This window comes from Kothea flammea (genome assembly GCF_052161645.1).
Classification (GTDB): Bacteria; Planctomycetota; Planctomycetia; order Pirellulales; family Pirellulaceae; genus Laterigemmans.
The window spans coordinates 6,035,876-6,062,028 of record NZ_CP197414.1; the positions used below are offsets into that span (position 1 = coordinate 6,035,876).

The 26,153-nt window shown below is 57.5% G+C and carries 21 protein-coding genes and 1 pseudogene; 10 read left to right on the forward strand and 12 right to left on the reverse strand.

Annotated elements, in window-relative coordinates:
• Positions 1-74 precede the first annotated feature (74 nt).
• The gene (locus tag SH139x_RS22505) at positions 75-947 is read right to left on the reverse strand and encodes an efflux RND transporter periplasmic adaptor subunit (protein WP_488352014.1); all 873 of its coding nucleotides are present in this window, start codon (positions 945-947) and stop codon (positions 75-77) included.
• 755 nt (positions 948-1,702) lie between these two features.
• On the opposite strand from SH139x_RS22505, the gene SH139x_RS22510 reads away from it, so the two are divergent.
• On the forward strand, positions 1,703-3,016 hold the full coding sequence (locus tag SH139x_RS22510) for an efflux transporter outer membrane subunit (protein ID WP_488352015.1): 1,314 nt from the start codon (positions 1,703-1,705) through the stop codon (positions 3,014-3,016).
• Positions 3,017-3,192: 176 nt separating this feature from the next.
• On the opposite strand, the gene SH139x_RS22515 is transcribed toward SH139x_RS22510, so the two are convergent.
• Positions 3,193-3,462 (reverse strand): hypothetical protein, encoded by a 270-nt coding sequence (locus SH139x_RS22515; RefSeq protein ID WP_488352016.1) that lies wholly within the window; start codon positions 3,460-3,462, stop codon positions 3,193-3,195.
• A gap of 173 nt (positions 3,463-3,635) precedes the next feature.
• On the opposite strand from SH139x_RS22515, the gene SH139x_RS22520 reads away from it, so the two are divergent.
• From SH139x_RS22520 to SH139x_RS22530, 3 genes are read left to right on the forward strand one after another with little or no spacing between them, the layout of a single operon-like run.
• Positions 3,636-4,244, forward strand: a complete 609-nt coding sequence (locus tag SH139x_RS22520) for a 5-formyltetrahydrofolate cyclo-ligase (RefSeq protein WP_488352017.1) — start codon at positions 3,636-3,638, stop codon at positions 4,242-4,244.
• An 8-nt stretch (positions 4,245-4,252) separates the two neighbouring features.
• On the forward strand, positions 4,253-5,185 hold the full coding sequence (locus tag SH139x_RS22525; RefSeq protein ID WP_488352018.1) for a formylmethanofuran--tetrahydromethanopterin N-formyltransferase: 933 nt from the start codon (positions 4,253-4,255) through the stop codon (positions 5,183-5,185).
• Between the two features lie 4 nt (positions 5,186-5,189).
• The gene (locus SH139x_RS22530; protein WP_488352019.1) at positions 5,190-6,098 is read left to right on the forward strand and encodes a deoxyribonuclease IV; all 909 of its coding nucleotides are present in this window, start codon (positions 5,190-5,192) and stop codon (positions 6,096-6,098) included.
• 267 nt (positions 6,099-6,365) lie between these two features.
• On the opposite strand, the gene SH139x_RS22535 is transcribed toward SH139x_RS22530, so the two are convergent.
• Entirely contained in the window at positions 6,366-6,638 is a 273-nt protein-coding gene (locus tag SH139x_RS22535; RefSeq protein WP_488352020.1) for a Sec-independent protein translocase subunit TatA/TatB, read from the reverse strand.
• 35 nt (positions 6,639-6,673) lie between these two features.
• Positions 6,674-6,859, reverse strand: a complete 186-nt coding sequence (locus SH139x_RS22540) for a twin-arginine translocase TatA/TatE family subunit (RefSeq protein WP_488352021.1) — start codon at positions 6,857-6,859, stop codon at positions 6,674-6,676.
• Between the two features lie 313 nt (positions 6,860-7,172).
• On the opposite strand from SH139x_RS22540, the gene SH139x_RS22545 reads away from it, so the two are divergent.
• Genes SH139x_RS22545 through SH139x_RS22560 form a run of 4 tightly spaced genes read left to right on the forward strand, consistent with a single transcriptional unit; the run spans position 7,173 to position 12,667 of the window.
• Positions 7,173-9,266: a tetratricopeptide repeat protein gene (locus SH139x_RS22545; protein WP_488352022.1), complete on the forward strand. Its 2,094-nt coding sequence runs from the start codon at positions 7,173-7,175 to the stop codon at positions 9,264-9,266.
• Between the two features lie 18 nt (positions 9,267-9,284).
• Positions 9,285-10,328 carry a MotA/TolQ/ExbB proton channel family protein gene (locus SH139x_RS22550; RefSeq protein WP_488352023.1) on the forward strand — a complete coding sequence of 348 codons (1,044 nt, stop codon included), beginning with the start codon at positions 9,285-9,287 and terminating at the stop codon, positions 10,326-10,328.
• Between the two features lie 4 nt (positions 10,329-10,332).
• Positions 10,333-10,743, forward strand: coding sequence for an ExbD/TolR family protein (locus SH139x_RS22555; protein ID WP_488352024.1), 411 nt, complete (start codon positions 10,333-10,335; stop codon positions 10,741-10,743).
• Between the two features lie 19 nt (positions 10,744-10,762).
• Complete coding sequence (locus SH139x_RS22560) at positions 10,763-12,667, forward strand: prenyltransferase/squalene oxidase repeat-containing protein (RefSeq protein WP_488352025.1); 1,905 nt, start codon at positions 10,763-10,765, stop codon at positions 12,665-12,667.
• Positions 12,668-12,827: 160 nt separating this feature from the next.
• Here SH139x_RS22560 and SH139x_RS22565 read toward each other — a convergent pair.
• Positions 12,828-14,387: pseudogene (locus SH139x_RS22565) on the reverse strand (GNAT family N-acetyltransferase).
• Positions 14,388-14,501: 114 nt separating this feature from the next.
• Between SH139x_RS22565 and SH139x_RS22570 the strand changes: the two are divergent.
• Both SH139x_RS22570 and SH139x_RS22575 read left to right on the forward strand, forming a co-directional pair.
• Positions 14,502-15,479 carry a hypothetical protein gene (locus tag SH139x_RS22570; RefSeq protein WP_488352026.1) on the forward strand — a complete coding sequence of 326 codons (978 nt, stop codon included), beginning with the start codon at positions 14,502-14,504 and terminating at the stop codon, positions 15,477-15,479.
• Positions 15,480-15,796: 317 nt separating this feature from the next.
• Positions 15,797-16,636 (forward strand): hypothetical protein, encoded by an 840-nt coding sequence (locus SH139x_RS22575; protein ID WP_488352027.1) that lies wholly within the window; start codon positions 15,797-15,799, stop codon positions 16,634-16,636.
• 70 nt (positions 16,637-16,706) lie between these two features.
• Here the strand turns inward: SH139x_RS22575 and SH139x_RS22580 are convergent, their stop codons facing one another.
• The 7 genes from SH139x_RS22580 to SH139x_RS22610 form a co-directional block, all read right to left on the reverse strand.
• On the reverse strand, positions 16,707-17,966 hold the full coding sequence (locus tag SH139x_RS22580; RefSeq protein ID WP_488352028.1) for a serine hydroxymethyltransferase: 1,260 nt from the start codon (positions 17,964-17,966) through the stop codon (positions 16,707-16,709).
• Positions 17,967-18,107: 141 nt separating this feature from the next.
• Positions 18,108-18,941, reverse strand: coding sequence for a histidinol-phosphatase (locus SH139x_RS22585; protein WP_488352029.1), 834 nt, complete (start codon positions 18,939-18,941; stop codon positions 18,108-18,110).
• Between the two features lie 81 nt (positions 18,942-19,022).
• On the reverse strand, positions 19,023-20,291 hold the full coding sequence (locus tag SH139x_RS22590; protein ID WP_488352030.1) for an aminotransferase class V-fold PLP-dependent enzyme: 1,269 nt from the start codon (positions 20,289-20,291) through the stop codon (positions 19,023-19,025).
• Positions 20,292-20,297: 6 nt separating this feature from the next.
• Positions 20,298-21,575 (reverse strand): serine--tRNA ligase, encoded by a 1,278-nt coding sequence (gene serS / locus SH139x_RS22595; RefSeq protein ID WP_488352031.1) that lies wholly within the window; start codon positions 21,573-21,575, stop codon positions 20,298-20,300.
• 9 nt (positions 21,576-21,584) lie between these two features.
• The gene (gene thrS / locus SH139x_RS22600; protein WP_488352032.1) at positions 21,585-23,777 is read right to left on the reverse strand and encodes a threonine--tRNA ligase; all 2,193 of its coding nucleotides are present in this window, start codon (positions 23,775-23,777) and stop codon (positions 21,585-21,587) included.
• Positions 23,778-23,917: 140 nt separating this feature from the next.
• Positions 23,918-24,688 (reverse strand): LolA-like protein, encoded by a 771-nt coding sequence (locus SH139x_RS22605; RefSeq protein ID WP_488352033.1) that lies wholly within the window; start codon positions 24,686-24,688, stop codon positions 23,918-23,920.
• Positions 24,689-24,720: 32 nt separating this feature from the next.
• Entirely contained in the window at positions 24,721-26,106 is a 1,386-nt protein-coding gene (locus SH139x_RS22610) for a S41 family peptidase (RefSeq protein WP_488352034.1), read from the reverse strand.
• Positions 26,107-26,153: the final 47 nt, after the last annotated feature.

Sequence of the window (26,153 nt, forward strand, 5' to 3'; positions counted from 1 at the left end):
GAGGCTGCCTAACAGTGGGGCTTTTTGCAATCTTAAAATGCACTGTCACGACAGACCGTGGTAACTGCAGCTTCCTAGGGCGAGGACAGCTTAGAGACCGCGACTGTCCGAGAGTGAGAGGCCGGCGATAATTCGCTCGGCGGCAGAACAAGGAAACCAGCAGGCAACTCGCCATTGCTGTTATCTATTTCGAACACGCAACGTACGGTCATTGACCCTGCGTCGAGCACCGGATCAATACTGGTGAGCGTGGCGGTGACGTCGCGTTCAACGGGTGTTTGGCCACGCAGTGGATATGACTTTCCCAGCTTAAGACGATCGTATTTTGACAGGGGAATCTGCAACTCGACCGTCAAGCGATCTAAATTGACAATTCGCATCAGCTCGGTAGTCGCCTCCGGCTGTGCGCCACTTTTGACCCGCACGCGGCTGACGATCCCAGCAATTGGCGAGGAAATGGTCAACCGGGAAAGCTTGATCCTCTCCAGCTCGACGCGCTCTTTTACGTGTGCCAATTCTTCCTCGGCACTCTGTAGCGCGGCTTGTGCTTTTCGCAGGGCGTTACGAGCCGCGTCGATATCGTTTTGGGGTAACCGATGGTGTTGATCGACGGCGAGCAAACGATTCAATACTTGCTCGGTATGCTCAACGTCCGCTGTGGCAAACGCCAACTGCCCACGCTGGTTCATCTCAGTAGTCAAAACTTGCAGAGCAGCTTTGGCGAGATCATCCTCAAATTGCACCAATGCTTGCCCTGCTTCGACCCAAACTCCATCCTCGACCAAAACCTGCTTGACGCGCTCGGTGGTCGTCGCACGAATAACGACGGATGCTTTGGGGGTGACCAAACCGGGCAACTCGCCGCGCACGCTGTCCGCTGCCGCGACGAAGCTCGGTTGCAAGCTTGTCAAGATTAGGAAGAACGATAAAAGCAGGAAGCGCAGCATGTTATAAACGTGTGCCAGCTCGTGGTAGGTTGGAGCTTCCGCAGTAGTGCACAGAAACGGAAGGGCCCTAAAACATAAGTCGCCAAACTCGCCCGGGGGTTGTATTGATATGACAAAGGGGACGCTTGGCAGCACCATTTGGTTATCTGAAGCGGTCATTCGCATACCGCGGGAAAACGCAGTTGTCCTAATTATTCCCGTCGCCCAGAGGGTCTGAGACTTCGCCAACCGGCAGCGTCTTGAGTAATGATCATGGTCGCTAGGTTTAATCGGAGAAATCGCTACACACTCGCACGCCCAGCGATTGATCCTGAACTCGGCGGCTAATCCCTAAATACGAATTCGTGCATTTGCCGAACCCAAGGGATGCGTAGGGTTCTAGCGCGGAACCACAACAACCAATGTTAGACTTCTAGGAATAAGCCATCATGAAGAGGGGTCGAAATTGTAGTCCGATCCCCTCTTGGCTAGCAGCCGGACCCTTTCTTTTCATGCTGGCGGTTGGCTGCGCATCGGATCGCCATCCCAGCCCAAAGTTTAACGTCATTGAATTGCCGCTGGACTCCGCAGTGCCGCCCCACGCAGTGTCACCCGACGCAGTGCCGGAACCGATTAGCCAAGCCTCCCTCGAACCTCCGCGGGCAGAGCCACGATCAGAATCTACCCCGCACTCCGCCAGGGATGAGGTCTCACATGGAAGCCAACGGAACCAACTTTCCAGCTCGCGGAGCTCGCCGCCGTCGAGCAGTCTGCCGGTGCCAAAAGCCACGGTGACGTCAGAACTCCGCCTCGTCGACAATGATCCGGTGAGCTGGTGGGAATCGCTCGCCGATCCACAGCTAACCAGCTTGATTGCCGAAACCTTGGCGGCCAATCCGAATGCGGCTCAAGCTGCCGCGCGATTCGCCGAGAACCAATCGCTGCTAATGCGCTCGAAAGCCGAAATGCTTCCGCGGGTTGGTTCCACAATGCAGTTTGATCGTCGTCAATTCAGCCAAAACGGCAACGCCTTCGTCCAGCAATCTTCTTCGACGACCGGTTTCGATTTTTACTCCAATGGACTGCAAAGCAGCTGGGAGCTTGATCTCTGGGGGCAATTAGCCCAACGGCAATCCGCCGCGCGAGCGGAGCTGCAAGCCGCTGGTTTTGATATTCAAGACATTAACGTCAGTTTAACCGCGGAAGTCGTGCGGGCCTTTGTGGAACTGTGTCTGACAAATGCTCAAATTCAAATTGCCCAAGCCAACGCCGACGTCATGCAAGAGGCCAGGGATATCGCGAACATTCGTCGCCAGAGTGGCAGCGCGGGGGAACTGGATGAGAAACTGGCTTCCTCACAATACCGGTTGACCATCGCCGAAATGCCCCAATTGCAACTCCAACGGCAACAAACCATTAACCGCTTGAACGCGCTCCGCGGTCAAACGAACACTCGGGGCGATTTTGAACTCACCGAGATTTCGCGAACGTTATCAATTCCTCCTGTGCGATCTCCGCAACTTGGCAACCTGACCGCTTCCAGACCCGACATCCGAGCGACGCAGAGTCGTTTGCAAGCCGCCGCGGCCAGGATTGGGATTAGCAAAAAAGAGTACCTGCCAAAAGTCCGTCTGCAGGCGAACGTTTCTGTCGAGTCACGTGAAGCGGACGCGTTGTGGGGTGACGACAGCGTGGCTTACGGGGTGGGGCCATTAGTCCAGTGGGAACTGCTCGACTTTGGCCGACGACGAGCCGACTTGCGATTGGCCGAGGCTCGCTACCGAAATGCAAAAGCCGAATACCTCGAAGTCTTGGTCCGCGCCAACGAAGAAGTCAACAACGCGTTAGCTGGCATCGAATTGCAAGCCGAGCGCATGCGGTTGCTGTCGGAAGCCGTCGCCGACGCCCGCGCCATCACCGACATGGCCCTGCTGGAGTATCGAGAGGGACTCGGCAACTTCCAAAATGTACTCGATGCCCAACGCCAAAGATTGAGCATCGAAGCCCAAGCGGCCACCGCCAACGCGGCAACTTGGCTGGCCTATGTACAGTTCTATCGGGCCACCGGGGGCGCTACGGTTTACTGGTGAATTGAGTCCGGCTGCCACAAGTCGTCGCCCCACACAGTGAGGAAGGTACGCCTGCGGCTGACTGTTTAACGCAATACCGTTCAATAAATCGTTTAACCGTCAGCCGCAGGCGTACGCGAACGTGATCCCATTACAAGTACGCCTGCGGCTGACTGTTTAACGATGGGTGGCAAGCCCTACTTAAATGGGTCGTCATCGGCGACCGGCTGGGCAAACGGATCATCTCCGAAACCAGGGTCCCCCAGCCCGCCATCTTCAGCCATCGGTTCCCGCATCTCGCCCTCTTCCTCACCGTTCTCGCCGTTCTCGCCGTTCTCATCAGCCTCACCTGCGGGCGGAGGCATGGCCTTTTTGCGGCGACTCGACTCCACCATCGCGACTACCGGTATCGAGATAATGACGCCGAGCAACAACACAACCCAGGGTAAAAAGCTGATCGAAAACACGGGACGCCTGCGAAAAATGGAGGATTTTCGGATTCAATCCTCCATATTTTAATTGCCCAACAACAGGAAAACAACAAAGCTGGACCCTCCTGTACCATTTCCTATCAGGCCGTTATCGTCACAATCATACGCTGGCGGTAGCTTTCCCCCTCCCTCGTACAATGTGAAGTGTGATGTCCTCAGCCGATTTGGCCGCTCAAAAAGACGAAATCCGTAAAGCCGCACACGCCGCACGTCGCGCCCAAGCCGACAAAGATGTGGTCAGCAAGCAGATTACCGATCGCGTGCAGGCCTTGCCGCAATACACCGCCGCCAAAACGGTGATGTACTACATCGACGTTCGCGACGAAGCGCGCACACGGCAGGCACTGCCCGGTGCGCTCGAATCCGAGCAACGGATCATCATCCCCTTCTGCGTCGGTGGCGAATTGGAATTGTTCCACCTGGAGTCCATGGACGAACTGTCCGAAGGTGCCTATCGGATCCTGGAACCCCGCGAGGAGTTGCGGGAAGTCAGCGAGAAACGCATCCCCGTCGAACAACTCGATCTCATTTTGGTCCCCGGCGTGGCTTTCGATCGTCGCGGCGGACGAACCGGTCACGGCAAAGGCTACTACGACAAATTGCTGCAACACGCGCGGCTCACAACACCGCTCGTCGCGCTCGCGTTTGATTGCCAGATCTTTCCCGAGATACCGATGCAGTCACACGACATTTTCATGGACTTAGTTGTTACCGAGTCTACCGTTTACCAAGGCTTGGGCCGCGGCTCGGAGGCATAGTCACTGTCATGACCGACTTAAAGCAACTGGTTGACGATACCTACGCGGAAGGCTTTCGCAGCATCTATGGCGAAGTGCTGATCACGGCTCGTGATGACAAGTGGCTCGATCACTGCCTAGCCGCTGCCACGGGGCACGCCTCCAGCACCATCCTCTGCGATTGCGAAGCGGGCGTTGCCGAGCGGATTTCGGTTGAGGCGGCCTCTCAAGGCGCCACCCCTGATGGTCGCCCCGGCGCGATCGTGCAATTTCACGTTCCCCGCTTTCGCAAAGATCGTCTCCAGCACTTGGAGAAAGTCATGATGGCCAGGATCAGCCAGAACGTGTTGACCTGCCCCACCGCCCGTTGTTTCAATCAACTCGATACCGAAGCCTATTTCAAACTGGGGCGGAAGATCGCGCTGTTTGGTGATCGCCACCAATTTCGCGAAGTCCGCTACGGCGAAAAGGGCTGGGTGATTCCCATCCTCGGCGGCGAATTTTTTCTCTCCCGACGCTTCGGTTACCAGGACGGAGTGATGGGGGGCAACCTGTGGTTTTTCGGCGACTCGGAAGATTCGGCGTTAGAAGCAGCCGAGCGCGCGGCACTCGCCGTGGATGCCTGCCCCGGTGTGATCACCACGTTTCCCGGTGGGGTGGCTGCCAGCGGCTCCAAAGCGGGCAGCAGCTACGCCTTCATGATCGCCTCCACGTACGCTGAGTTTTGCCCCACGCTGCAGCGAAAGCTGGGTGATGCCGGCAAACTACCCGTCGGTGTCAAATCGGTGATGGAGATCATCATGAATGGTCGAGACCTAGCCAGCATCGCTACCGCCACAGGGCAAGCGATCCACGCCGCCGCCGGCACCGAAGGGTTGCTCAGAATCAGTGCGGGCAATTACGGTGGACGATTGGGCAAGTCGTTTGTTCACCTGCACGAAGTTATCCAACAAACGGCTTGATTCGATGCCAGCAAAACGTCGCGCGGCACCCCAGGTTGCCGCACCCTGCTTTGGCGCCCACATGTCAGTCGCCGGTGGCCTCGAAAAGGCGATCGAGTTGGCGCACAAAGCAGACTGCTCTTGCGTGCAGATTTTCACCAAAAACAACAATCAATGGGCTTGCAAGCCGTTAACTGACGAGCAAACCGCTCGCTGGCAAACGACGCTCAAGCAACTTGAGATCGCGCACCCGATCGCGCATGCCTCCTATCTCATCAATTTAGCTTCACCCGACGCGGCGCTGTGGGACAAATCGCTCGACGCGCTGGTTGTGGAATGGCAACGGGCCGAACTGCTCGGCCTCGAGGGGCTAGTTGTCCATCCAGGTGCTTTCACCACCAGCACCGCCGAGGATGGATTGGCCAGAATTCGCGACGCGGTGCAAGCGGCGATCGAACGCGTTTCACCCAATCAATGTCGACTGCTGTTAGAAAATACTGCGGGACAAGGCAGTTGCCTGGGACACGCTTTCGGCCAACTGGGCTGGCTGCTCGAGGCCATCAAGTCACCCCAGCATCTGGGGATTTGCCTTGATACCTGTCACGCTTTTGCGGCCGGGTACGAACTGAACACGCCAACCGGTTTTCGCGCGATGAAGCGCGAGCTGAAGCAAGAATTACCCGCCGATTGCATCCGCGCTTTGCACTTGAACGACAGCAAGAAAGGCTGTGGCTCACGAGTCGATCGGCACGAACACATCGGGCAAGGTGAAATTGGTGATGCCGGCTTCCGGCTGGTACTTAACGACAGCATGTTTCGCAAAATACCTGGTTACCTGGAAACGCCCAAAGGGACCGACCCCGATTCGGGCGAGGACCTAGATGTGCTGAATCTCGGCCGCTTGCACGCTTTAGCAGACCGGTCAAAAAGCTGAACCGCGAGCAGGCTAATCGCTAACAGCCAAGCGGCTCGAAATCAGCCGTTGACGGCAGCGTACGGTTCCGCGGAACCGCACGCTGGCGAGAGCGTCCCGCTTAAGAATAGGAACTTTCATTAGATTGCGAAGCAAGCGTTATCATAACCCGACGCGTGAGCGAGGGAGTTGCGGCGATCAAGTCGCAAGCAGTCTGAATCCCTCGCTCACGCGTCGGGTTATGAAAATGCTAAGCGGGACGGTCTCTACCGCGCTGCGGCTGAACAGCTAGCTGTCTGGTTGCTGTTGGCCTGGAGGAACAAACTTAGGCGCGGAAGGGACGGCGAATTGCTCTTCTTCGTCGGCTTCGACACGCTTTGGCTTGGCAGCGGGCGCGTTCATATCAACTTGCCGCATTTGATCCTGAAAATCGGTCAACCCTTTGCGAAACTCGCGATAGCTGCCTCCGAGCGAACGGGCCACATCGGGCAATTTGCTGCCAAACAGCAAAATTGCCACGACCCCTACGATCATCGCTTCGACTGGACTGAGTCCAAACATGAAACCCTCACTGATGCTGAGTTACTCGGGGACCCTTAAACGCTGGAACCCTTGTGACGTTGCATCGGTTCATCTTCTTCGACGTCCACGGAGTCATCCATACCGCGTTTAAACTCATTCGCACTGCGGCCTAAATTTCGCATCAGGCTCGGTAGTTTGGCCCCGCCAAAAAGCAGCAAGACGACAAACAAGATAATCATCATCTCGGGGAGACCGGGCATTCCAATTGCAAAGAGTGCTTCCGGTGAACTGAACATTTGCATATCAGGGCTCTCGCGTACAGAAGGGCTGCAAACAGATGGGTAACAAGTGGGCAAGCTATTTCGAAGCAGCTTACCCGCCCCCCTCCGTCGAGCGGCGAAAGCGAGTGATCGAGTCTGCCGAGCTTTCTGGCAGAACACATCACTGGAACCGGCGCGGTCGGGGCTGAAATAAATTCAACAACTCCATTCTAGTGATCAAGTCTGAACTGTCAAAGGCAAGCGGCAAATTCGGGGTTGCTCTGCAGCTCGATTTTTTCGTATGCCTCATAAAATGTCGAGCGAACCGTTCTCCACCGCCATCCGCCGCTGCCAGCTGACAGGCTGGCTCGTTGCTGGCTGCCTTTTGCTGCCGTTGGCCGACATCGCCCAAGGAACACCACCGGCGGAAGGTCAACTGGAAACCGGCCTGGCCGAATTGGCTCGCGGAAATCATGCGGTCGCGGCGGAAATATTGGCCGCCGAAGTCGCTCGCCTAACGCTCCAACCAACGGCCGCCGACACTCCCCAGCTACCCAACTCCACTGGCCAACCCAACTCGGCAACCGCCGGTGACGGGCGACAGCAAGCGGCAAATTTGGGGCGGGCGATGATCGGCGCCGGCCAAGCCTTGCGACAGTTGGGTCGTCACGAAGAGGCGGCAGAGTTTTTTCACGCAGCCATCGAGCTGCCGCTGCTCGGAAGACGGCTAGCCCCGCTGCAGCTGGCGTTGGCCGAAAGTCAGCTGGAAGCGGGTAAAGCAGCCGCCGCCACTGAAGTTTGCAAACAAATTCTCGCTTCGGCGGTCACTCCGGGCGAAGAAGCTGCCGCTCGCAGCTTGCTAATCCGCGCTTTGCTAGTCGATGGACAGATTGCCGATTGTTGGCTCAGCTTTCAACAAGCGACAGGCCAGCAAGACACCTCGGGCCAGCCGGCCAGCGACGTAGCTGCGGACTCGGATGCAGAATCCGAGCTTCGCCGGACAGCAGTGACAAACAATCTCAAGCACTGGACATCACTGGCAAACACGATCGGTTTAGCAGCACTGAGCGGCGACGAACCCCAGATCGCCAGTCAAGCCTTTCAGTGGGTGCTACAGCAAGCTCCACCAGCCAGCGAGCCGGTCGCTGGGGAGGAAACCGCCACGCTGGGCGTTGCCTGGGCGGCTGCCAAGGGAGCCGAATCGCTGGAGACCGCCGCCGCTCGCCTGGAAACTTTTATCGAGCGGTTTCCCGATAGTCCGCAATTACCACGAGCGAAGTTGGCCCTCGGCGGGTGCTTGCGGCGAAACAATCAAAATGCCGCGGCGATTACCTGCTTTCGCAATTTGGTGGCCGCGCATCCGAACAGTCAAGCGGCGGCCCGCGCGTTGGGTGAGTTGACCGAGCTGAGTCCCCAGGAACCGCTGGTGGCGGAGATGTTGCCCCTCTTGCAGCGTCTAATTTCCGAGGACGCGACGCCGCTGAGCCCGCAATTGCTGGCCACCGCCATGCTCTCTGCCGCGACACATCAAAATGAAACACTATGGGAACTGGCCAGCGCTCGTTTTCAAGCGGAACCGGCCACCAGTTCGCTGCTCGGTCAACTGCTCGACCAACTAACTCGCGTCGAGCAAACGGAGCAAGCCGCCAGACTGGTCGACGATACGCTGCGGCATTCCGACACCCGTCCAGAGCCGGCGATTGAACAAGTGTGTCGCTGGGCCGCTGGGCTGGGGAAATGGGATTTGTTGGCTGGGGCGGACAATTTATTGAGCAGCGATCAACAACTGGCCAACCTCAGCCCAACCAGCATTCGCTTGTTTGCCGAAGCCAAAATGCAGAGCAATCAATTGGTGGAGGCCCAACGATTGTTTACTTATTTGATCGATAAACGCTCGGCGGGTGAATTTGACACCCTACTGCGTTTCGCTGAATTGTCTTTAACCCTGGATCCGAAGGCCCAGGCCGCCACCGCCATTGAGCGGGCGGGGCAGGTCGTTAGCGCCCGTGAAGATGAACAATTAGTGCAGCTGTTGCGTGCTCAGTGGTTGATTCGGGACGCCCAACTGGAACCAGCCCGTGAATTACTAACTCAGTTTCTGCAGCAACCGGAGGTCGATCGTCAACTCAAGGCGCGGGCTCAATGGTTGATTGGTGAGACACATTTTCTGCAACGTGATTATGCCGCCGCGGTAGATGCTTATCGGGTGGTGGAAAGCTTGGATGACAGCGGCCACTGGACGGCGGCCGCGTTGCTGCAAGCGGGCCGCGGATTCGAACAACTGGGGCGGACGCGGGAAGCCACCATTTGCTATACGGGACTGCTAACACGGTTTGCCGGCACCCCTTTCGCTGCCAACGCCAGCCATCGCCTGGCAGCACTCGGTGAACAACCCAAATTACGCTGATCGTTGGACAAGTCACGGATGATTGCTCCTTCACCTGCTCTCTTTAAATCGACCTCTGCGCGGCTCTGCCCGTTGTGGATCGCCATACTAGGTTTGCTCGCACCGCTGCCTGCGATCGCGCAAGGCCCGGCGGGTAACAACTTTCAACTACCAGGTGGCCAGCGCGCGAGCGGTCCGTCAACCGAACGTTATCCGCCCTCGACGCTACCAACTACGGCTGGCAATCCCGGGCAATACCCGCCCGCGGGAAACGCCGCTGGCAACCAATTGATCCCCGGCTCGGGAGGAATCCCGGCGGTCAATACCGCAGCGTCTGGGAACATAATCACTGCCGCTGCTGATGGCGGTGAGAATAACGGTGAAGCCAACACGGGCGGCAACATCTTTATGAGCTTATTCAACCGGTTGATGGCGGGCGGCCCGTTGATGATCCCTCTGGCACTCTGCTCATTGATGGTGATTGCGTTGGCAGTCGAACGGATGGTGGCGCTGCGCCGTGGGCGTGTGATCCCCCGGCCTTTCGTGCGTCGCTTTACCGAGTGCGTGCAAGATGGCCAATTGAGTCACGAGGAAGCGTTAGAAATTTGTGATGAATTCGACTGCCCCGTCGCGGAAGTCTTTCACGCCACAGTGAAACGCTGGGGCCGGCCGACTGTGGAAATCGAACAAGCCGTCATGGACGCCGGCGAGCGCGTGGCGGAAGGTTTACGCAAATACTTGCGATTGTTTAGCGCGGTCAGCAACGTGGCACCGTTGCTGGGTTTATTAGGAACTGTGATCGGCATGATTGAAGCCTTCGAGGCGCTCAGTTCCAGCAATTCCGACTCGCCTCCCGACATGTTAGCCTCCGGCATCAGCCAAGCGTTGATCACGACCGCCGCCGGCTTGAGCGTGGCCATTCCAGCTTACTTGGCTTATGTCTATTTTTCCGCGCGGGCCGATCGCTACTTGGTGGAAATTGATGCCTTATGCCAAAGAGTCGTCGACTCGATCAGCGCTGAAGGGCTGAATACCGGGCCAACTGCTCGGGGAACCAATCGTCGCGCTAAACGGGCGGCCTAACGTCATGGTACTTCGACAACCCCGCAGCGAAGAAGCGACGATCAATCTCACACCGATGATTGATGTGGTGTTTTTGTTGGTCATCTTTTTTATGGTGGGTGCCAAGTTTCGCCAACAGGAAGGTCGCATCCCCGTCAATGTACCTGGCGTCGATCGCCCTCAAGCGATGGTCCGCGGGCCCGATAAATGGATCGTCGAAGTCAATCGTGAGGGCCAAATTTTCTTGGATGGCAACCCGCTAAGCATTGACCAGCTGGCCAGCGAGCTAGAACGTGGACAGGCGGCGTTTCCGGACTTGGGTGTGGTTGTCAGGGGAGATGGTGAAGGGACACTCGATACCTACGCGAGAGTATTGAGTGTCTGCAGTCGCGCGGGCGTCCAGCAGTTGGACGTCGCCGTCAGAGCGCTTCGCTGAGGATAGTTGGTAAACACGCGTGTTTGATACCCAGAACCTCGCTGGGCTAGCGGGTTGGTGGCAGTGGCCCACCATCTCCTGGCACGATCCGCGTCTGCTGTGGGCCGTTGCCGTGCTGGCCGTCCTGATGCTGGCCGGAGCTTGGCTGCTGGCGCGTCGCCGCCGCGGAAAAGTGAACCGGGGCGCGGTGATTTGCGGAGTGATTTCAGTCGCCCTGCATGTGCTGTTGATCGTGCTGCTGCCGTTCGCCGTACGCGATGGTGGCGGTCCAGCGGTACCATCGGCAGAGAATTCGGCCGGCACTGTCGCGCGGGTGAATATCTCGACTTTTTCTGATCCTGAACTGCTCGATCAAGCCTCAACGGCCGATGTCGACGCGGGCCAGTTAGTCGTTCCACCGCTGCCCAGCAATCTGCCGACTGAACCGACGGCGGCAACGCCGCCACCGCAACAATCGCAACCCGCCGCGGCTTCCATCCCCTCCTTGGAGATGCCTACCTCGCTTGCTCCTAACGAGCTGGTTGTCGATGAATCGGTCAGCTCCGCGGTTGATCAGTGGTTAACCGATATGTTGGCGGAAGCTCCCGCCCCGCTCCCCGCCGCGGAGCCAACGCCTCAGCCAGTCGCGGCGACCACAGACGAAGCCAACATGACCCCGCCAATCGAAACGCCACCGGTAGCCGCTGTTGATCGCCCCGCGGTGATCGACAGCGTCGCGAACGCCGCTTCGCCTGACAACCAACCGGTCCCGGTCGATACGGCAAACTATCCCCCGCAGACTCAAACTCCTGCTCAAACCCAAGCCCTTGCGGGACGCGTTGTTGGCGAGGAAGCGGCCGAGTTTGCCAACCGACGGGGAGCCGCTCAACGTCAAGCATTGATTCAAAACGGGGGCGATGCCGAAACCGAGGCGGCCGTGCAAGCTGGCATCGCTTGGCTCAGCAACTTTCAACGCGAAGATGGTGCTTGGGATCCGCAAGCCAGCGGTGCGGGCATCGAGCGCCGCGTGCTGGGGCAAGGTCGCGAAGGTGCCGGAGCTCGCGCCACGACCGGGATCAGCGGCCTGGCGTTGCTCGCGCTGCTGGGAGCTGGCAACACGCATCAAGAAGGTGGGCATGCCCAATCAGTCCGCTCGGGGCTGCAGTATCTTCTGAGCGTGCAACGTCCCGACGGCTCCTTGATTGGCAACGCCGATCCCTACGCTCGCACTTACAGCCACGGCATGGCGGCGCTGGCAATGTGCGAAACGGCCGCCATGACCGGAGACGCGGTTGCCAAAGAGAGTGCCGCCAGCGCGGTTGGTTATACGCTACGCATCCAACACCGCACGACCGGCGGCTGGCGCTACGTCCCTGGCGATCCTGGTGACCTCAGCCAATTGGGCTGGCAAGCCATGGCGCTGGCCAGCGGTCGCGCTGCGGGTGTCGGTGTTCCCGAAGAATCGCTGACCCGCACAAAACGATTCCTACGATCCGTACGGACGGGCAACACCGGCGGATTGGCCAGTTATAAACCTGGCGAAGCACCTTCGCGGACGATGACCGCCGAGGCGCTGGCGATCCGTTTGTTGCTGGGGGAACAAGTGCCGCCCGCCGAAGTCGCCGAAGCCCAAGCCTATCTGTTGCAAGAGCTTCCCGGCACGGGAGAAGATAATTTCTATTATTGGTATTATGCCTCGCTGGCGCTACATCAATTGCAAGACCAAGCATGGGCGCAGTGGAACCAAGCGATGAAGCGACGGTTGTTAGCGTTGCAGCAACCCGATGGCAGTTGGTCCTCCGCAACCACCTGGGGCGGTTATGGAGGTAAGGTTTATACCACTTCGATGGCTTGCCTCTGCCTGGAAGTCTACTACCGACACTTGACGACCGACGAACGCGGTAACGAGTTGGCCCGAGCCAATTCGGAATTCTTTCGCCGCTAACAATGTAAAGCGATTGTCCCCAATCGCTTGCCGGGCAGCAAACAGCTGGGGACAGCGGTTCTACAATGCAAACAGCTGGGGACAGCGGTTCTACAATGCAAACAGCTGGGGACAGCGGTTCTACAATGCAAACAGCTGGGGATCACAGTTCTACAAATGCCTACGCCTGGCGCCAGTCGCCGTCAATACGGTAGTTGAGCCGATAGAAATCAGTGCGACGATCACGCCAGTTTTGTACGCTGCCGGTCGAGCGATGGCGACGTAACAACTCCAAATCGACATCTTGAATAATGACCGTTTCAATGTTTGGATTCGCTTCGCCGCTGATCCCGTCGCGAGCAAACATCACATCCGATGGCGTTAGGATTGCTGTCTGAGCATAGTGCACGTCGGCGTTTTCCACGAACGGCAAATTGCCTGTGCAACCAGCAATCGCGGCGAACATGTGGTTTTCAATACACCGCGCCGCGGCACAGCTGCGAACTCGCAGGTATCCAGCCCGGCTGTCGGTGTTAAAGGGAACGAAGATAATGTTCGCACCCATTGCCGCCGCCATGCGTCCCAGCTCGGGGAACTCCACGTCATAGCAAATTTGCAGCGATACTTTGCCACAGTCAGTATCAAAAACATCAAACCGGTCGCCACCCGAGACGCCCCACCAGCGACGCTCCGAGGGCGTGATGTGCAGCTTCGATTGTCGATGGATCGAGCCGTCGCGGCCAAATAGAAAACTCACGTTCAGCAAAGTATCGTCTTCGACGACAAATTAGGAACCGCCAATAATGTTAGTATCGTACTTGACCGCAACTTCGGTAAAGAATTCCAAATAGCGAGGTGTAAAGGTCGCCAGTTTGCGAGCCGCCTGACCAGGCCGCTCCGGCGGGATGCAGGATAGCAGCTGGGTGGTGAAAAGCTCAGGGAACAAAAGAAAATCACACTTATAGTCGCCCGCCACATCGACAAAGTATTCGGCTTGCCGGGCGAACTCGTCAAAATCGGCCACCGGACGCATTTGGTACTGCACCGCGCCGATGCGAACCGGCTCGAAATTGCGCTGATAACGTTTCCGCAACCCACTCTGATAATCTAAGTTTTTCCACTCCAAAAAGGTGGCGTAACCACGCGAAGCATGATCGGAAGGCAAGTAATTGGGGATCAAGCCTTGCAGCGCAAAACCATTGGCCAACTGGGCGGTGAGCACCGGATCGTACAACGACTTATCCATCACGCGTTCGATGTACTCGCGGGCTGTCATTTCGTCGGCATGCTGATGGAAACCAGGAATTCGGCCGCCGATCATGATGCGTGCTAGATTTTTATGCCGACATAGCTCCTTGCGTTCATCATAAAGTCGCCGCGACAGCCGCATCCCGCGGTACTCGGGATCGACCATGATTTCAATGCCATATAATGTATCGCCATCCGGCACGTGATTGCGAATGTAGCCCGAATCCGACAGCTTTTTATAGTTGTGCCATTCGGTCTGTTCGTCATAACTCAGAATCAGACTGCTGCTGCTGGCGACCAACCGACCGTCACACTCGATGCCAATCTGCCCTTCCGGAAACTGCTCGAGCTGACTCTCAAACTGCTCCCGACTCCAAGGCTGCATGTCGGGGAACGACAATTTCTGCAGTGCGACGACCGCGGGAAAATCAGCCAGCTGAAGTGGCCGAACGCGAAGCTTCCACTCGAATTCCGCTAAGTCGATTTCCTGCATCGGGTTGGTGCGCCAAGTTGAAAGAGAATGGAAGTAATCGAAGGTCGTATCAAGTGATATTGTAGGAGACGACTGATTTCACGTAATGTCTACTGGGCTCTTTCTGGGAAAGACATGATGAAAATTTGCCGCCAGCCGAGTGGCTTGCCTGGCCCAATCGCTTGGTTTCTAACGCTCATCGTCACGAGCGGCACGCCTTGCTGCGCGCAAACCGATTCGCCAGATGCCGTGCGTCCCCCAGATCAGCCCGCCGCGCCATCCTTGTCAGCGGGACCGCTGCTGCAAGGCCCCCAGCTGTTGGCCCCACCGTTGCAGACCGAGCCTCTAATTGGCGCAACCGAAGGGGGGCCACCTGAGAAGTTTATGCCCGAAGCCACCTCCCGCGGCTTGCTCAACTTTATCACCAACCTGCTTCGCGAACAGATTCCAGAAACCTACGTCGAAGATAAGGACTGGAATAAGACCAAGGAAGTATACGCAGGAGTGCGAATTCAACGCGACGGACTGAAGCTGAAAACGAAACGACGTTGGAAAGAGGTCAACCACGGTCTGTGGCGACGGTACCATGCCCAATTGGTTAACCCCGATCAAACGCTCGAGCTGACTCTTTCCGATGTTTACTGGCAACCCGATGGCCGCTTGCATCTACGACTGCGAGCGAGTTCCACCTTCGACGTGACGGCTCGCCAAGCTCGCTGGAATCTGGACGTGCGACTCTACAGCTTGCACGTGCTGGCGCGTTGCCGGATGGCGGTCGACGTTGAAGCGGTAATTGGTTTTCAAGTGCAGCCGGTCGAAGTCCCGCCGGCTATCCAACTGGCTCCCGAAGTGCTCACCGCCACCCTCTCGCTGGAAGACTTCGAAGTTGACGAGGTGGGGCATTTGGGCAGCGACATCGCGGAAGAACTGGGCAAGGCGGCTGAAGACTTGGTGCTCGACAAAGTGATCAAATCGCAATCTCGCAAGTTGGCCGACAAGCTGAATCGGCAGCTGGAAAAGAAGCAGGAAAAGCTGCGATTCTCGCTCAGCGATTGGCTCGCCGAATTGCTGACCACCGGCAGCCTCAAAGCGTCCGCCAAAACCGAAAACTAACACCGAAAAACAAAGCGCGCCATCAATTCGATCTGTAGTCAGACTGATTACAATCGCATCTTTTTGACTACACACTGGCACGTCAGTTCGGGCTGGCGAGTTTTCCTTAAGTCATTATTGAGAAACGACTTAGAATCTTCCGCTTTCCACGTCGCCGAGCTTGGGCACGGTAGCTGCAACTTCATTTAGAAACATGAGCCACATGAGTGGCTGTGAACCGAACTGAAATCCGCGGCAGTGGCATCCCGAGCCACAATCGGCCGAGCGATTCTCCGCCAGGTTCTTGATCATCTTTCTATTGGATGGAGACCCAGACGATGCCTAAACTGAAAATTGTCCTGACCGTCGCAGCCGCTGTCGCTTGCTGCTTTGTGTTCACTTCGCCTGCCAGCGCGGGCCACATTCACGAACTGCGTCACGTGGTGGCAGACTACGAGCACGCCGTCCGCGACTTTGAACGCCAGTTGGATCGCTGCCGCCGCGGCAGCGATTACAGCGAGCGAATCGCGAGTCGCCTGGTACGGGCGGCTGGGGATCTGGAGTGCTCATTGCGGAGTCGCGATCCACGTTCGGTGGCGGTGGCCTACGACGAAGTTTACTTGTTGCACACGCGTCTGGAAGAATTGCTGGTCGATCCCTACGGTCGCTCCGACCCCCAGTTGCTGAGGTATTGGGGTCCCGTCGCGGCCAGCTTTACCGAGTTGGTTTGCGCCATCGAGGGCTGTGAAACCGTTTGCCCGTTGATCCGTCATCGTCGTCAAGTTTCGGTGCCCGTGGTGGCACCGCACGTCGGGCAACACCCGCTGTTGGGCGTGGCCCCCAGTTTTGGCGGTCACGGCTTTGGCAATCCCGGCTTCAGCAACCGGGGGCGTGGCGTCACCAGCATCACGGTCAGTCCGACTCGCGGGATTCAATTCGGGGTCCATTCCACCAACCCGTTTGCTCGCGATCCATTTGACCGTGGCGGCGTGCGTCCCGGCCAGTTCGATCACAACTCGTTTCATAACGGATTGCCAGGGCGGGGAAATCGAGGCCGCAGCCTTGATGATCGTGATCGCAGAAATGACCGTGACCGCAACTTTAACCAGCGCGACTTGACCCCCGAATCGTTCCGCGACGCGATGCGCCGCATGATGCAAGGTGGACCACGTCGCTGAGCCGCTGAGCATGACGCGTCATTAACGATGACGCGTGATTGATTAGCAGAAGTGAGCGATTGCCGAGAATTTAAACTTCGGCGATCGCAGCTTGCTGCGCGGGAACAGGAAAACTTTGGCACATCGTTTTGACTTGTTCACGGATCTCGGCGAGAGCGGCTGGTTGATCGGCGTGCGTGAGGGCTTGGTAGATCCATCCACCGATGGTTCGCATCTCGGCGACACCCATCCCGCGAGTGGTCAGCGCCGGGGTACCGATGCGAATTCCGGAGGGGTCCATCGGTTTGCGTTCATCAAAGGGAATCATGTTCATGTTGACCGTGATTCCGCATTGATCCAAAGCGGCTTCGGCTGTCTTCCCGCCGATGCCGATGGCGTTGACATCGACCAGCATGAGGTGATTGTCAGTGCCTCCGCTGATCAACCTGAGGCCATTGGACATCAACGTTTCAGCTAGGGCCTGGGCGTTGGCCACGACGTCGCGTCCGTATTGCTTGAAGCTGTCGGTATTGGCTTCGGCAAAGCAGACCGCTTTACCGGCGACGGCGTGCATTAGGGGACCACCCTGGGTACCGGGAAAGACGTTGCGGTTGACCAGTTTGAGATGTTCTTGCCGGCAGAGAATGAGACCGGCTCGTGGTCCACGCAGCGTTTTGTGGGTGGTGGTGGTCACGTAATCGGCGTGCGGAACGGGGCTGTTGTGAATTCCCGCCGCGACCAGCCCGGCATAGTGTGCCATGTCGACCAACAGCTTGGCCCCCACGTCGTTGGCGATTTCCGCAAATCGCTCGTGAGGAATTTCACGTGGGTAAGCGATGGCTCCGGCCACGATTAACTTGGGACGATGCTCCTTCGCCAGCTTGGCGACTTGATCAAAGTCGAGTCGGTGGTGTTGGGGATCGACGCCGTAGTTAATGAAATTGTACAGCCGGCCGCTGATGTTTAACTTCATGCCGTGTGTCAGGTGTCCCCCTTGGGCCAAGTCGAGACCGAGCACCGTGTCGCCGACTTCCAAGCAGGAGAGGTAGACCGCCGTGTTGGCTTGCGAACCCGAGTGCGGTTGGACGTTGGCTGCTTCGGCACCGAACAGTTTCAGGGCGCGGTCGATCGCCAAAGTTTCCACGCGATCGACATGCTCGCAACCGCCATAGTAACGTCGGCCGGGATAGCCTTCGGCGTACTTATTGGTGAGGATGCTGCCCACCGCTTGCATCACCGCGGGGCTGGTGTAATTTTCGCTGGCGATCATTTCCAAGCCATCTTGTTGTCGCACAGCCTCAGCCGAGATTGCGTCCCAAATTTCCGGGTCTTGTTGTTGCAAAAAATTCATGACGCCTGCTTTTAACTTGAGGAATAAGGATTACCGGCAAGTCGTCGATTTGGCCCGCGGCTGGCGCCGTCGGTTCACCCTAACAACTGGCTGGAAATACAGTGTAACGAAACTGATCACAATTCCGAGGCGGGGCTGGGCTCAGCGGTCGCTGGGCACCTCCGCGGCAACGATGTTGAGGGCCGCGGCAATCGGTACCTTGCGGGGCTGGCGTTCGACAAAATAAGTAACTTCTTCGTAGCCAATTTCAGCCAACAGCGCGAGCGCCTCGGGATAGCCTTCGCCGACTCGCTTGGGCACGTGGGCGTCGGCACCGAGGACCACCGGGATTTGACGCTCCAACATCATGCTGAGCATCCCGGGAAAAGGATTCATTTCTGGAATCCGTTTCAAGCGACCGCTGGTATTCAATTCCATGGCGATCCCGGTCTGAGCAATCCGGTCGAGCGCCGCAGCGATGACGTCAGTCAGACGATCCGGCTCCCACGCGGTGCTGGTCACATTCTTGATCAAGTCGGGGTGCGACAAACAATCGAACAAACCGGTCTCGGCAGCGTCAGCCAACATGGAAAAGTAGGTGGATTGATCGACGACCGGGTCGGGGTTGCCAAAGCGGATGCGGTACTCGGCAATCTGCGGATGCACCGACCCCAGCACGTAGCTCAGCGGAGCCGAGTCGATCTGCTCTTCCAGCCATTTTTCGTAACCGGGGAAATAATCGGCCTCCAATCCCAACCGCACATCGACTCTGCCTTGCCAGTGTTCGGCCGCATCCCGCACGATCTGTTGGTATTCGTCCCATTGCTCCGGGTCCATCCGCACCGCTGCTGAGAAACCGTCGGGCATGGGGTTGTGGCAAGTGATCGTAATGCCGGCCAGACCAAGTTGATGGGCTTGCGAAGCGTATTCGATTGGTAGGCCTTGAGCGTGTTTGCACAACGGCGTGTGGCTGTGTGATTCGTATAACTCTGGCATGCAATCGGGTTCCTCAAGGAGTTTGCCGCGCCTGGTTGAGGGCGACGATGGCAGCCTGGCGAGGCGAGTCGGGAAGATTGCTCAAGCCAAATGCTTTTGCAATGCGCTCGCCAGGAAGCGATATTGATTTAGGTCGTTGTATTGTTGCGCCGCGATCCGCAAAATTCGCAGCTTGGGTGATGGCCAATTGAAGACTGGTACTTCGATGGCATCCTCACGCCATAACTTAATTTGCAGGGGATCAAGCCCGAGTCGCTGTTCGATGCTGAGTCCAGTTGCCTGATGCCCAGTTGCCTTTTGTTCTGTTGTTGGACATTCCGAAGGGGGCATTTCAGGCAAGATTAAACTGGCAATCGAACCTATACACCGTTCGTCCTCCACGGTTGCCTGCAGTTGGCAATGTTCCAGCAAGTGGCTGCGAGCTTGCAGGGTTAGCTGTCGATTTTGTTGCATCACTTGGAGGATCCCACCGGGCATTCGCTGGAGGAAATCGATCGCGTCGGCGACGCAAATCCAGGGTGTCGGATCGCCGGTGCCGGTCCAGTCGAACTCCAAATGCAAACGACTGCGATCGGTCCGCCGCGAGTTGGCTCCGTGACTGATAACCGTTGGTCTTAACCGTTCTCGCCACTGCGGGGCAACGTGCAGAAAACCGGCACCTTTGGGGGCGCACAGCCATTTGTGGCAGTTTCCAGTGTAAAAATCGGCACCAATTTGCTCCACATTTAAGGGTAGCATGCCGGGCGCGTGCGCGCCGTCCACGATGACGACGATTCCCCGTTGGTGCAGCAATTCCACAATCCGTGCGATCGGAAAAACTATTCCCGTCGGGCTGGTCACGTGGTCAATCAGCGCCATTCGCACCGTTGGATCGAGGCTCTGTTCGATGGCCGCGACAATTTTGTCAGCGGCCGATCCGCTACCGGGAGGCCCATCCAATAGCGGGCAGGGGATTTCAGCAACCCGCACTTGGGCTTGCCAGCGAGCGGCGACAAATTCGACGGCGTTGCGGCAAGCGTTGTAGCCGTGATCGGTGACGAGCAAGCTTTCACCGGGCTGGAACTGCCAGCTGCGAAGGACCGTGTTGACGCCGGCGGTGGCGTTATTGACGAACACCAAGCCGGCGGTCGAAGCGCCGATCAGCTCGGCCAAAGCGGCTCGCGATTGATCGAGCAACGTTTCCAGCTCGCGCTGCAGAAAAGCCAGCGGTTGGCTTTCCATCCGCGCCCGAAGTTGCTGCTGTTTGGCCAGCACCTCGAGCGGGCACGCGCCGAAGGCACCATGATTAAGAAAGTCGATAGCGTGCCGCAAACCCCAGGCCGATTTCCAGGGGGATTGTGAGTGATTCAAAACGTGTTACCCGCCGATGACAGTTCGGCCGACCCATGGTTGCAAGACTTGGGGGACTCGCACCGTCCCATCCGCCTGTTGGTTATTTTCCAGCACGGCGATGATCGCGCGGCTGGTGGCGATGGCGGTGCCATTGAGGGTATGCACCAGCTCGGTACCTTTTTGCCCGGTGGTTTTAAAACGCACGTTAAGGCGGCGCGATTGATAATCGGTGCAATTACTAGTGCTGGTGACTTCGCCCCACTCGCCCGCTTCGCCGCGGCCCGGCATCCAAGCTTCCAAGTCATACTTGCGATAAGCCGGTCCGCCCAAATCGCCGGTCGCCGTATCGATCACGCGATAAGGAATCTCCAAAGCATCGAACAGTTCACATTCGAGGCTGCGCATCTCTTCGTGCATGCTTTCACTGTGCTCGGGATGCGTGAAGGCGAACATCTCGACTTTGCTGAATTGGTGGACGCGATAAAGTCCTCGCGAAGCGCGACCAGCCGCTCCCGCTTCGGTGCGAAAACAGTGACTCAGCCCGCACATTTTCAGCGGCAATTCGCTGGCGTCGAGCGTCTGACCTGCCAACATGCCGCCGAGGGTGATCTCGGCGGTGGCGATCAGGTTCAGTTCGGTGTTTTCAATGCTGTAGATTTGCGTTTCGGGACCACGTGGGGAAAAGCCGGTACCGTGCAGCACGCTGGTCAGCGCCAAATCGGGCGTGCTGACCGGGGTAAAGCCCCGATCGGCTAGAAAACTGACGGCAAACTGCTGCAGTGCCAGGTCGAGCCGGACAACATCTTTCTTCAGGAAGTAAAAACCAGCTCCGGCGACTCGGGCTCCCGCCTCGAAATCGATCCAGTCCCATTTTTCGCCCAGCTCCAGGTGGTCGAGCACCGGGAAATCAAAGCTCGGCTGAGGCGTTTTTCCCAAGCCCAATTCGACCGCGTCCTCCTCGCCACCGATAGGCGCGGCGGGGTGCGTCATGTTGGGAATCAATTTCTGAATCGCGGTGATTTCGTCGTCGAGGCGATCATGCAGTTGTTGGGCGGCGTCTTTGTCGGCCCGCAGTTGCCGCCCTTTTTCAATCATCGCTTGACGATCATCGGCCGATGCCGCTTTGCTGATGCCTTTGCTCGTTTCATTCGCCAGGCGATTCAACTCTTGAGCTTGCCGCAACGCTTCGAGCCGTTGGTTTTCCAACTCCAGCAATTGATCGATCGCCACCGTGACGCCGCGGCGTTGGCAGTTTTCTTGAACCAGCTGTGGATTCGCGGCAATGTACTTACGATCGAGCATCGGGGGAGATCAACCTTCGAATAGTTCTGCGTCGGAGTCGTCAATTTGTGTGAACTGGCTCTTCACCACTTGTCGCACTTTACGTTCGCGGATTTCTGCCGTCAGGCGGGCGATGGCCGCGGCGGTCGGCAGGCTGCCGAGGTCACCATCGATCCGGTCGCGGAGGGCGACGTGTCCAGCTTCAGCCTCTTTGGGACCGACGACGGCCATGTAAGGTACCAACTCCAGCTGGGCATCTCGGATTTTGGCTTGCACCTTGCTGTTCCGCAGGTCGGTGGAGACTCGCAATCCGGCCTCTTCCAATTGATTGGCGACAGCCAGGGCATAGTCGGTAGTTTTTTCCGACAGCGGCAGCACACGAATCTGCTCGGGTGCCAACCAGAGTGGAAAAGCGCCCGCAAAGTGTTCGATCAGCATGCCGGTAAAGCGTTCCAGCGAGCCGAACGGCGCGCGGTGAATCATCACCGGTCGGTGACCGCGGTTGTCCGCTCCGGTGTATTCCAGCTTAAAACGATCGGGCAGGTTGTAGTCCAGCTGCACGGTTCCCAGCTGCCAGGAACGACCGATGCAGTCGCGGACCATAAAGTCGGCCTTGGGACCGTAGAACGCGGCTTCGCCCGGTTGTTCGTTGAACTCCAGCCCGGAATCTTCCAACACGCCCCGCAGCGCGCCCTCGGCGCGATCCCAGTTCTCGGGGCTGCCAACGTATTTATCGCTGTTGCGATCGCGGAGCGAAAGTTGCACGCGGTAGTCGGCAAAACCGACCGACTCCAACACGAATTTGGTTAATTCGATGGTGGCGCGGAACTCGGCTTCCACCTGCTCCGCGGTGCAGAAAATATGCGCGTCATCTTGCGTCAAACCGCGGACCCGCAGCATGCCGTTCAGTTCGCCAGTCTGCTCATGCCGGTAAACCGTGCCGAACTCGAATAAACGCAGCGGCAACTGGCGATAGGATCGTGGCTGGGCGGCAAAAATTTGGCAGTGGTGCGGGCAGTTCATCGGTTTCAGCAAGTACCGCTCGTGCACGGTCTGCCAACGATGCAACACTTCGCGACGATCCTCGGCGGAAGCAGACGGCTTATAGTCAGGCAACTCGACTCCCAACACCTCGGCAGCCGCCATCAACTTGTCTTCGCCGTCGCGATCCAAATTGCCCGCCTCCAACCGTCGGCTCCAGGCATCCAGCAAACCACCCGCGTCGCTGCCGTACAACGGTGCGAATTGGCTGTCACGGTAATAAGGAAAGTGGCCGCTGGTTTCGTACATTTCGACGCGACCGATGTGGGGACTGTACACCGGATCATATCCCCGGCGCAGCAGCTCGCCCCGCAAAAAATCCTCCAGCATCACGCGGACGCGGGCCCCCTTGGGCAGCCACAGGCAGAGTCCCGGTCCGACTTCGGGAGTGATCGAGAAGAGCCCATGTTTTTTCCCCAGCACGCGATGGTCGCGGCGGCGGGCTTCTTCCAGTTGCTCGAGATAGGCTTTCAGCTCTTTCTTGTCGAAGAAAGCGGTCCCGTAGAGTCGTTGCAGCTGGCGGCCCGAGGCATCCCCTTTCCAATAAGCACCGGCCGTGCTCAGCACTTTGATCGCTTTGATAAAGCCGGCGTGGGGAATATGCGGACCACGGCAGAGGTCGACGAACTCGCCCTGACGGTAAAAGCTGACCGATTCTTGGTCGGCCAAACCGGTGCTGAGGTGTTCGACCTTCAGATCCTGAGCCATCTCCTCGCATAATTGGACGGCTTCTTCGCGAGGCAAAGAAAACCGCTCAAAAGGCTCTTTTTCCTTGATGATCTTGGCCATTTCGGCTTCGATCGCGGCAAAATCATCCTCGCCGATTCGCTCCGGAATGTCGAAGTCGTAATAGAACCCGCCGGAGGTGGTGGGACCAAAAGCGAGCGAGACTCCTTTATAGAGTCGCATCACGGCCCTCGCCATGACATGGGCCGCGGAGTGGCGGAGGACGTCGAGCGCGCTGCGATCGCGGGAAGTCAGCAACTTGAGGGGCAGCGGCTGAGTACCCGAGGCCAATTCGCCCAAAGGTAAATTGGCGTCGATGATTTTTCCGGCGACCTCGGCGGCCACCACGTTTCTGGCCAACCCCTCACTAATCCCGCTGGCCACATCCATGGCGGTCGTTGTGGCGGGGTGAGTTTGTAAAGCACCGTCGGGCAATTCAATGGTCACATCCGACATGACAACGACATCCTTCCTGAAGAGGCAACAGCGGCGACGCCGACACAAATGGCGTCGCACTCACTGTTAAGAATGTCGCCTGGTGGCCGCTTTCGTCAAGCGGGGTTTGCCGGCGGCGAGGTCAATTGCCAACGTCGCGATCAATTGCCCGCTTTGGGAATCTCAAAAGTTGCCGCTGCGGGCTCCAAGTCGTGCTCGACGCTATCAATTGTGATCACCTGCTTTTGGCCCAACATCGAAATTTCACTCGACTTGGGATACTTGATGCCATCAATCTCTTTGTAGCCGGGAATCCGCGTCACGGTGGGAATTTTTCCTTGCGGAGTATCGACCGTCATCTCAGTTTGGACCAACAAATTGGTTTTCACGTCGAAATAGCGAATTTGCTCGGCGCCACCCTGGGTTGTCAAGCTGACTTTCCAGCAGTCGCGGCCATCAATTTTTTCGTTACCGACGAGCTTGACAGACTTAAACGAGTCTCGCCAATTCAAATCGGAATTGAACTGCGCTTCCAACATGGCTGCTTCTTTCTCGCCTCCACTGAGGATGCGTTCTCCGGTCACGGCGTTATTGTCATAGACCTGCTTGCCGTCGCAGATGCGGGTCATGGTGCCCAGCCCGGGAATCTCCATTTCCATGCGATAGAAAGCGGGTGCTTTTTGGGTGATCGTCATTCCCGCAGCCACCCCGGCGGCCGGCATACTGAAAGTCGCTTTAATGCGACGACTGGTTCGTTCCTTCAGCAAATCCTTGCCACCAATGGCTTTGACATAGCCATCCATGACCGCTTCCCCGGTGGGCTGACCAGCAGCCTGATCTTGGGCGATGCCAGCTTGGGGCACGGCAACAACAAGCGCTGCGGGAACAGCCAACAACAAGCCAAGCATCGTTTTCTGTAAATAGGTCTTCATGAAAAGTTCGCTCTCGCATTTTAAGGAAAAAATTACTCAGCATCCGCTGCCTGCAACAACCACCGCTTGGCTGCTTGCACATCTTGATCGATCCCCGCCGATAACTGCTGGCGATCGAGCACCACCAGTTCATCGGGAGTCACGCCGACACCTTCTAAGGCTTCGCCTTCGGGGAGCACAAAATTGGCAAAGGCATGCAGAAAACGATCGCCATTGGGCAAAATTTCGACGATCGAAGGGAGTGCCATGCCGGGGGTTGGACGACCAAAAATTCGGCAGCGACCATGAGCTTGCAAACCCCCGGGAAAGATTTCGGCGGTCGACATCGAACGCTCGTCAACGAGGATCGCCAGTGGTCCGCGAAAGCTTTTGGGACGACGAAAATAGACAAAGTTCAAGTTGCCTTGGCGGGTCTGCATTTGTCCCAAACTCTGCTGCTCCTCAATCGCAAACCAGCCGGCCAAGCCCATCGCCATGGCCCCCAAGCCACCGAGGTTGCCTCGCAAATCAATGATCATGCCTTTGGCGTCATGGTTGTTGGAGACGAATTCGCCGATCTGCTTAAGCAGCCTGGCAGGGTCCATAAACAAGTTAAAACGAATATAGCCGACCGCATCGTCCAGCATCTTCGTCTCCAATTGGACCGTCATGGGCGGCAAGTTACCAAACTGGGTGACCTTCCCCGGCACCGCCACGGCTGTCATTTCGACAGTTTTCTCCCCACCGTCAACTGCTTTTAACGTTAATTTAACCGTTTCGCCTAGCTCTCCGCTGAGTTTGCTGGCGATCTTTTCGTAGACCGCTTGCTCGATCACGTCGGCGGGAATTTCGCCCGCGGCCGAAAGGTCTGTCACCTCTTCGATCGACTGCTCACCAATCGCAACAATCTCGCCGCCGGGGGACAGACCCGCTAAACTGGCTGGCGAATTTGGCTCCACCGCCGTGATGATCGGCGCACCGGCCAAGAGGCGAAATTCAATTCCCGTCCAGCCGGACTCGGAGGCCTCATCGCCATTTTTTTCATAGAATTCCGCCGGAATCAGACCGAAGTGAGATTGATCCAATTTGCTCAGCAACTTCGTGGCAGCCTGGCGAATCACATCCCGATCGGCAGCCGCCTCCAAGCTGGGGCGGAGCTCGTCGCGAAAAGCTTGCCAGTCAATCCCTCCCAGTGTCGGATCCCAATGCGTATCGAGGACAATTTGCCCCACTGCGTCATAAGTCGCCAAATTGAGTTCCGCTTCGCTGAGGGACTCAGTTTTGGAGGGATTCTCAGCCGTTGCAGTCGAGCAGACGAAGGCCAAGGCGAAGGCGGAGGCGAACGCCACCAGCACCGCAACGCGTTGTGCCGGGTGGCGAAGCTGAAGGGATTCTGTGCATTTCCCGCGGGGAGCACGTGCTTGGGTTTCGACTCTCATTGCCGCGTCGACTCTTTTTTTGGGGAGGATCATGATCAGGTATATTG

Bases quoted from the DNA above. Each gene is read 5' to 3' on its own strand.
- thrS (WP_488352032.1), bottom strand. From the start codon at position 23,777: ATGTCGGATGTGACCATTGAATTGCCCGACGGTGCTTTACAAACTCAC.
- SH139x_RS22525 (WP_488352018.1), top strand. From the start codon at position 4,253: ATGACCGACTTAAAGCAACTGGTTGACGATACCTACGCGGAAGGCTTT.
- SH139x_RS22575 (WP_488352027.1), top strand. From the start codon at position 15,797: ATGCCTAAACTGAAAATTGTCCTGACCGTCGCAGCCGCTGTCGCTTGC.
- SH139x_RS22570 (WP_488352026.1), top strand. From the start codon at position 14,502: ATGATGAAAATTTGCCGCCAGCCGAGTGGCTTGCCTGGCCCAATCGCT.
- SH139x_RS22550 (WP_488352023.1), top strand. From the start codon at position 9,285: ATGATTGCTCCTTCACCTGCTCTCTTTAAATCGACCTCTGCGCGGCTC.
- SH139x_RS22580 (WP_488352028.1), bottom strand. From the start codon at position 17,966: ATGAATTTTTTGCAACAACAAGACCCGGAAATTTGGGACGCAATCTCG.
- SH139x_RS22610 (WP_488352034.1), bottom strand. From the start codon at position 26,106: ATGAGAGTCGAAACCCAAGCACGTGCTCCCCGCGGGAAATGCACAGAA.
- SH139x_RS22545 (WP_488352022.1), top strand. From the start codon at position 7,173: ATGTCGAGCGAACCGTTCTCCACCGCCATCCGCCGCTGCCAGCTGACA.
- SH139x_RS22555 (WP_488352024.1), top strand. From the start codon at position 10,333: ATGGTACTTCGACAACCCCGCAGCGAAGAAGCGACGATCAATCTCACA.
- SH139x_RS22605 (WP_488352033.1), bottom strand. From the start codon at position 24,688: ATGAAGACCTATTTACAGAAAACGATGCTTGGCTTGTTGTTGGCTGTT.
- SH139x_RS22520 (WP_488352017.1), top strand. From the start codon at position 3,636: ATGTCCTCAGCCGATTTGGCCGCTCAAAAAGACGAAATCCGTAAAGCC.
- SH139x_RS22505 (WP_488352014.1), bottom strand. From the start codon at position 947: ATGCTGCGCTTCCTGCTTTTATCGTTCTTCCTAATCTTGACAAGCTTG.
- serS (WP_488352031.1), bottom strand. From the start codon at position 21,575: ATGCTCGATCGTAAGTACATTGCCGCGAATCCACAGCTGGTTCAAGAA.
- SH139x_RS22530 (WP_488352019.1), top strand. From the start codon at position 5,190: ATGCCAGCAAAACGTCGCGCGGCACCCCAGGTTGCCGCACCCTGCTTT.
- SH139x_RS22535 (WP_488352020.1), bottom strand. From the start codon at position 6,638: ATGTTTGGACTCAGTCCAGTCGAAGCGATGATCGTAGGGGTCGTGGCA.
- SH139x_RS22585 (WP_488352029.1), bottom strand. From the start codon at position 18,941: ATGCCAGAGTTATACGAATCACACAGCCACACGCCGTTGTGCAAACAC.
- SH139x_RS22540 (WP_488352021.1), bottom strand. From the start codon at position 6,859: ATGCCCGGTCTCCCCGAGATGATGATTATCTTGTTTGTCGTCTTGCTG.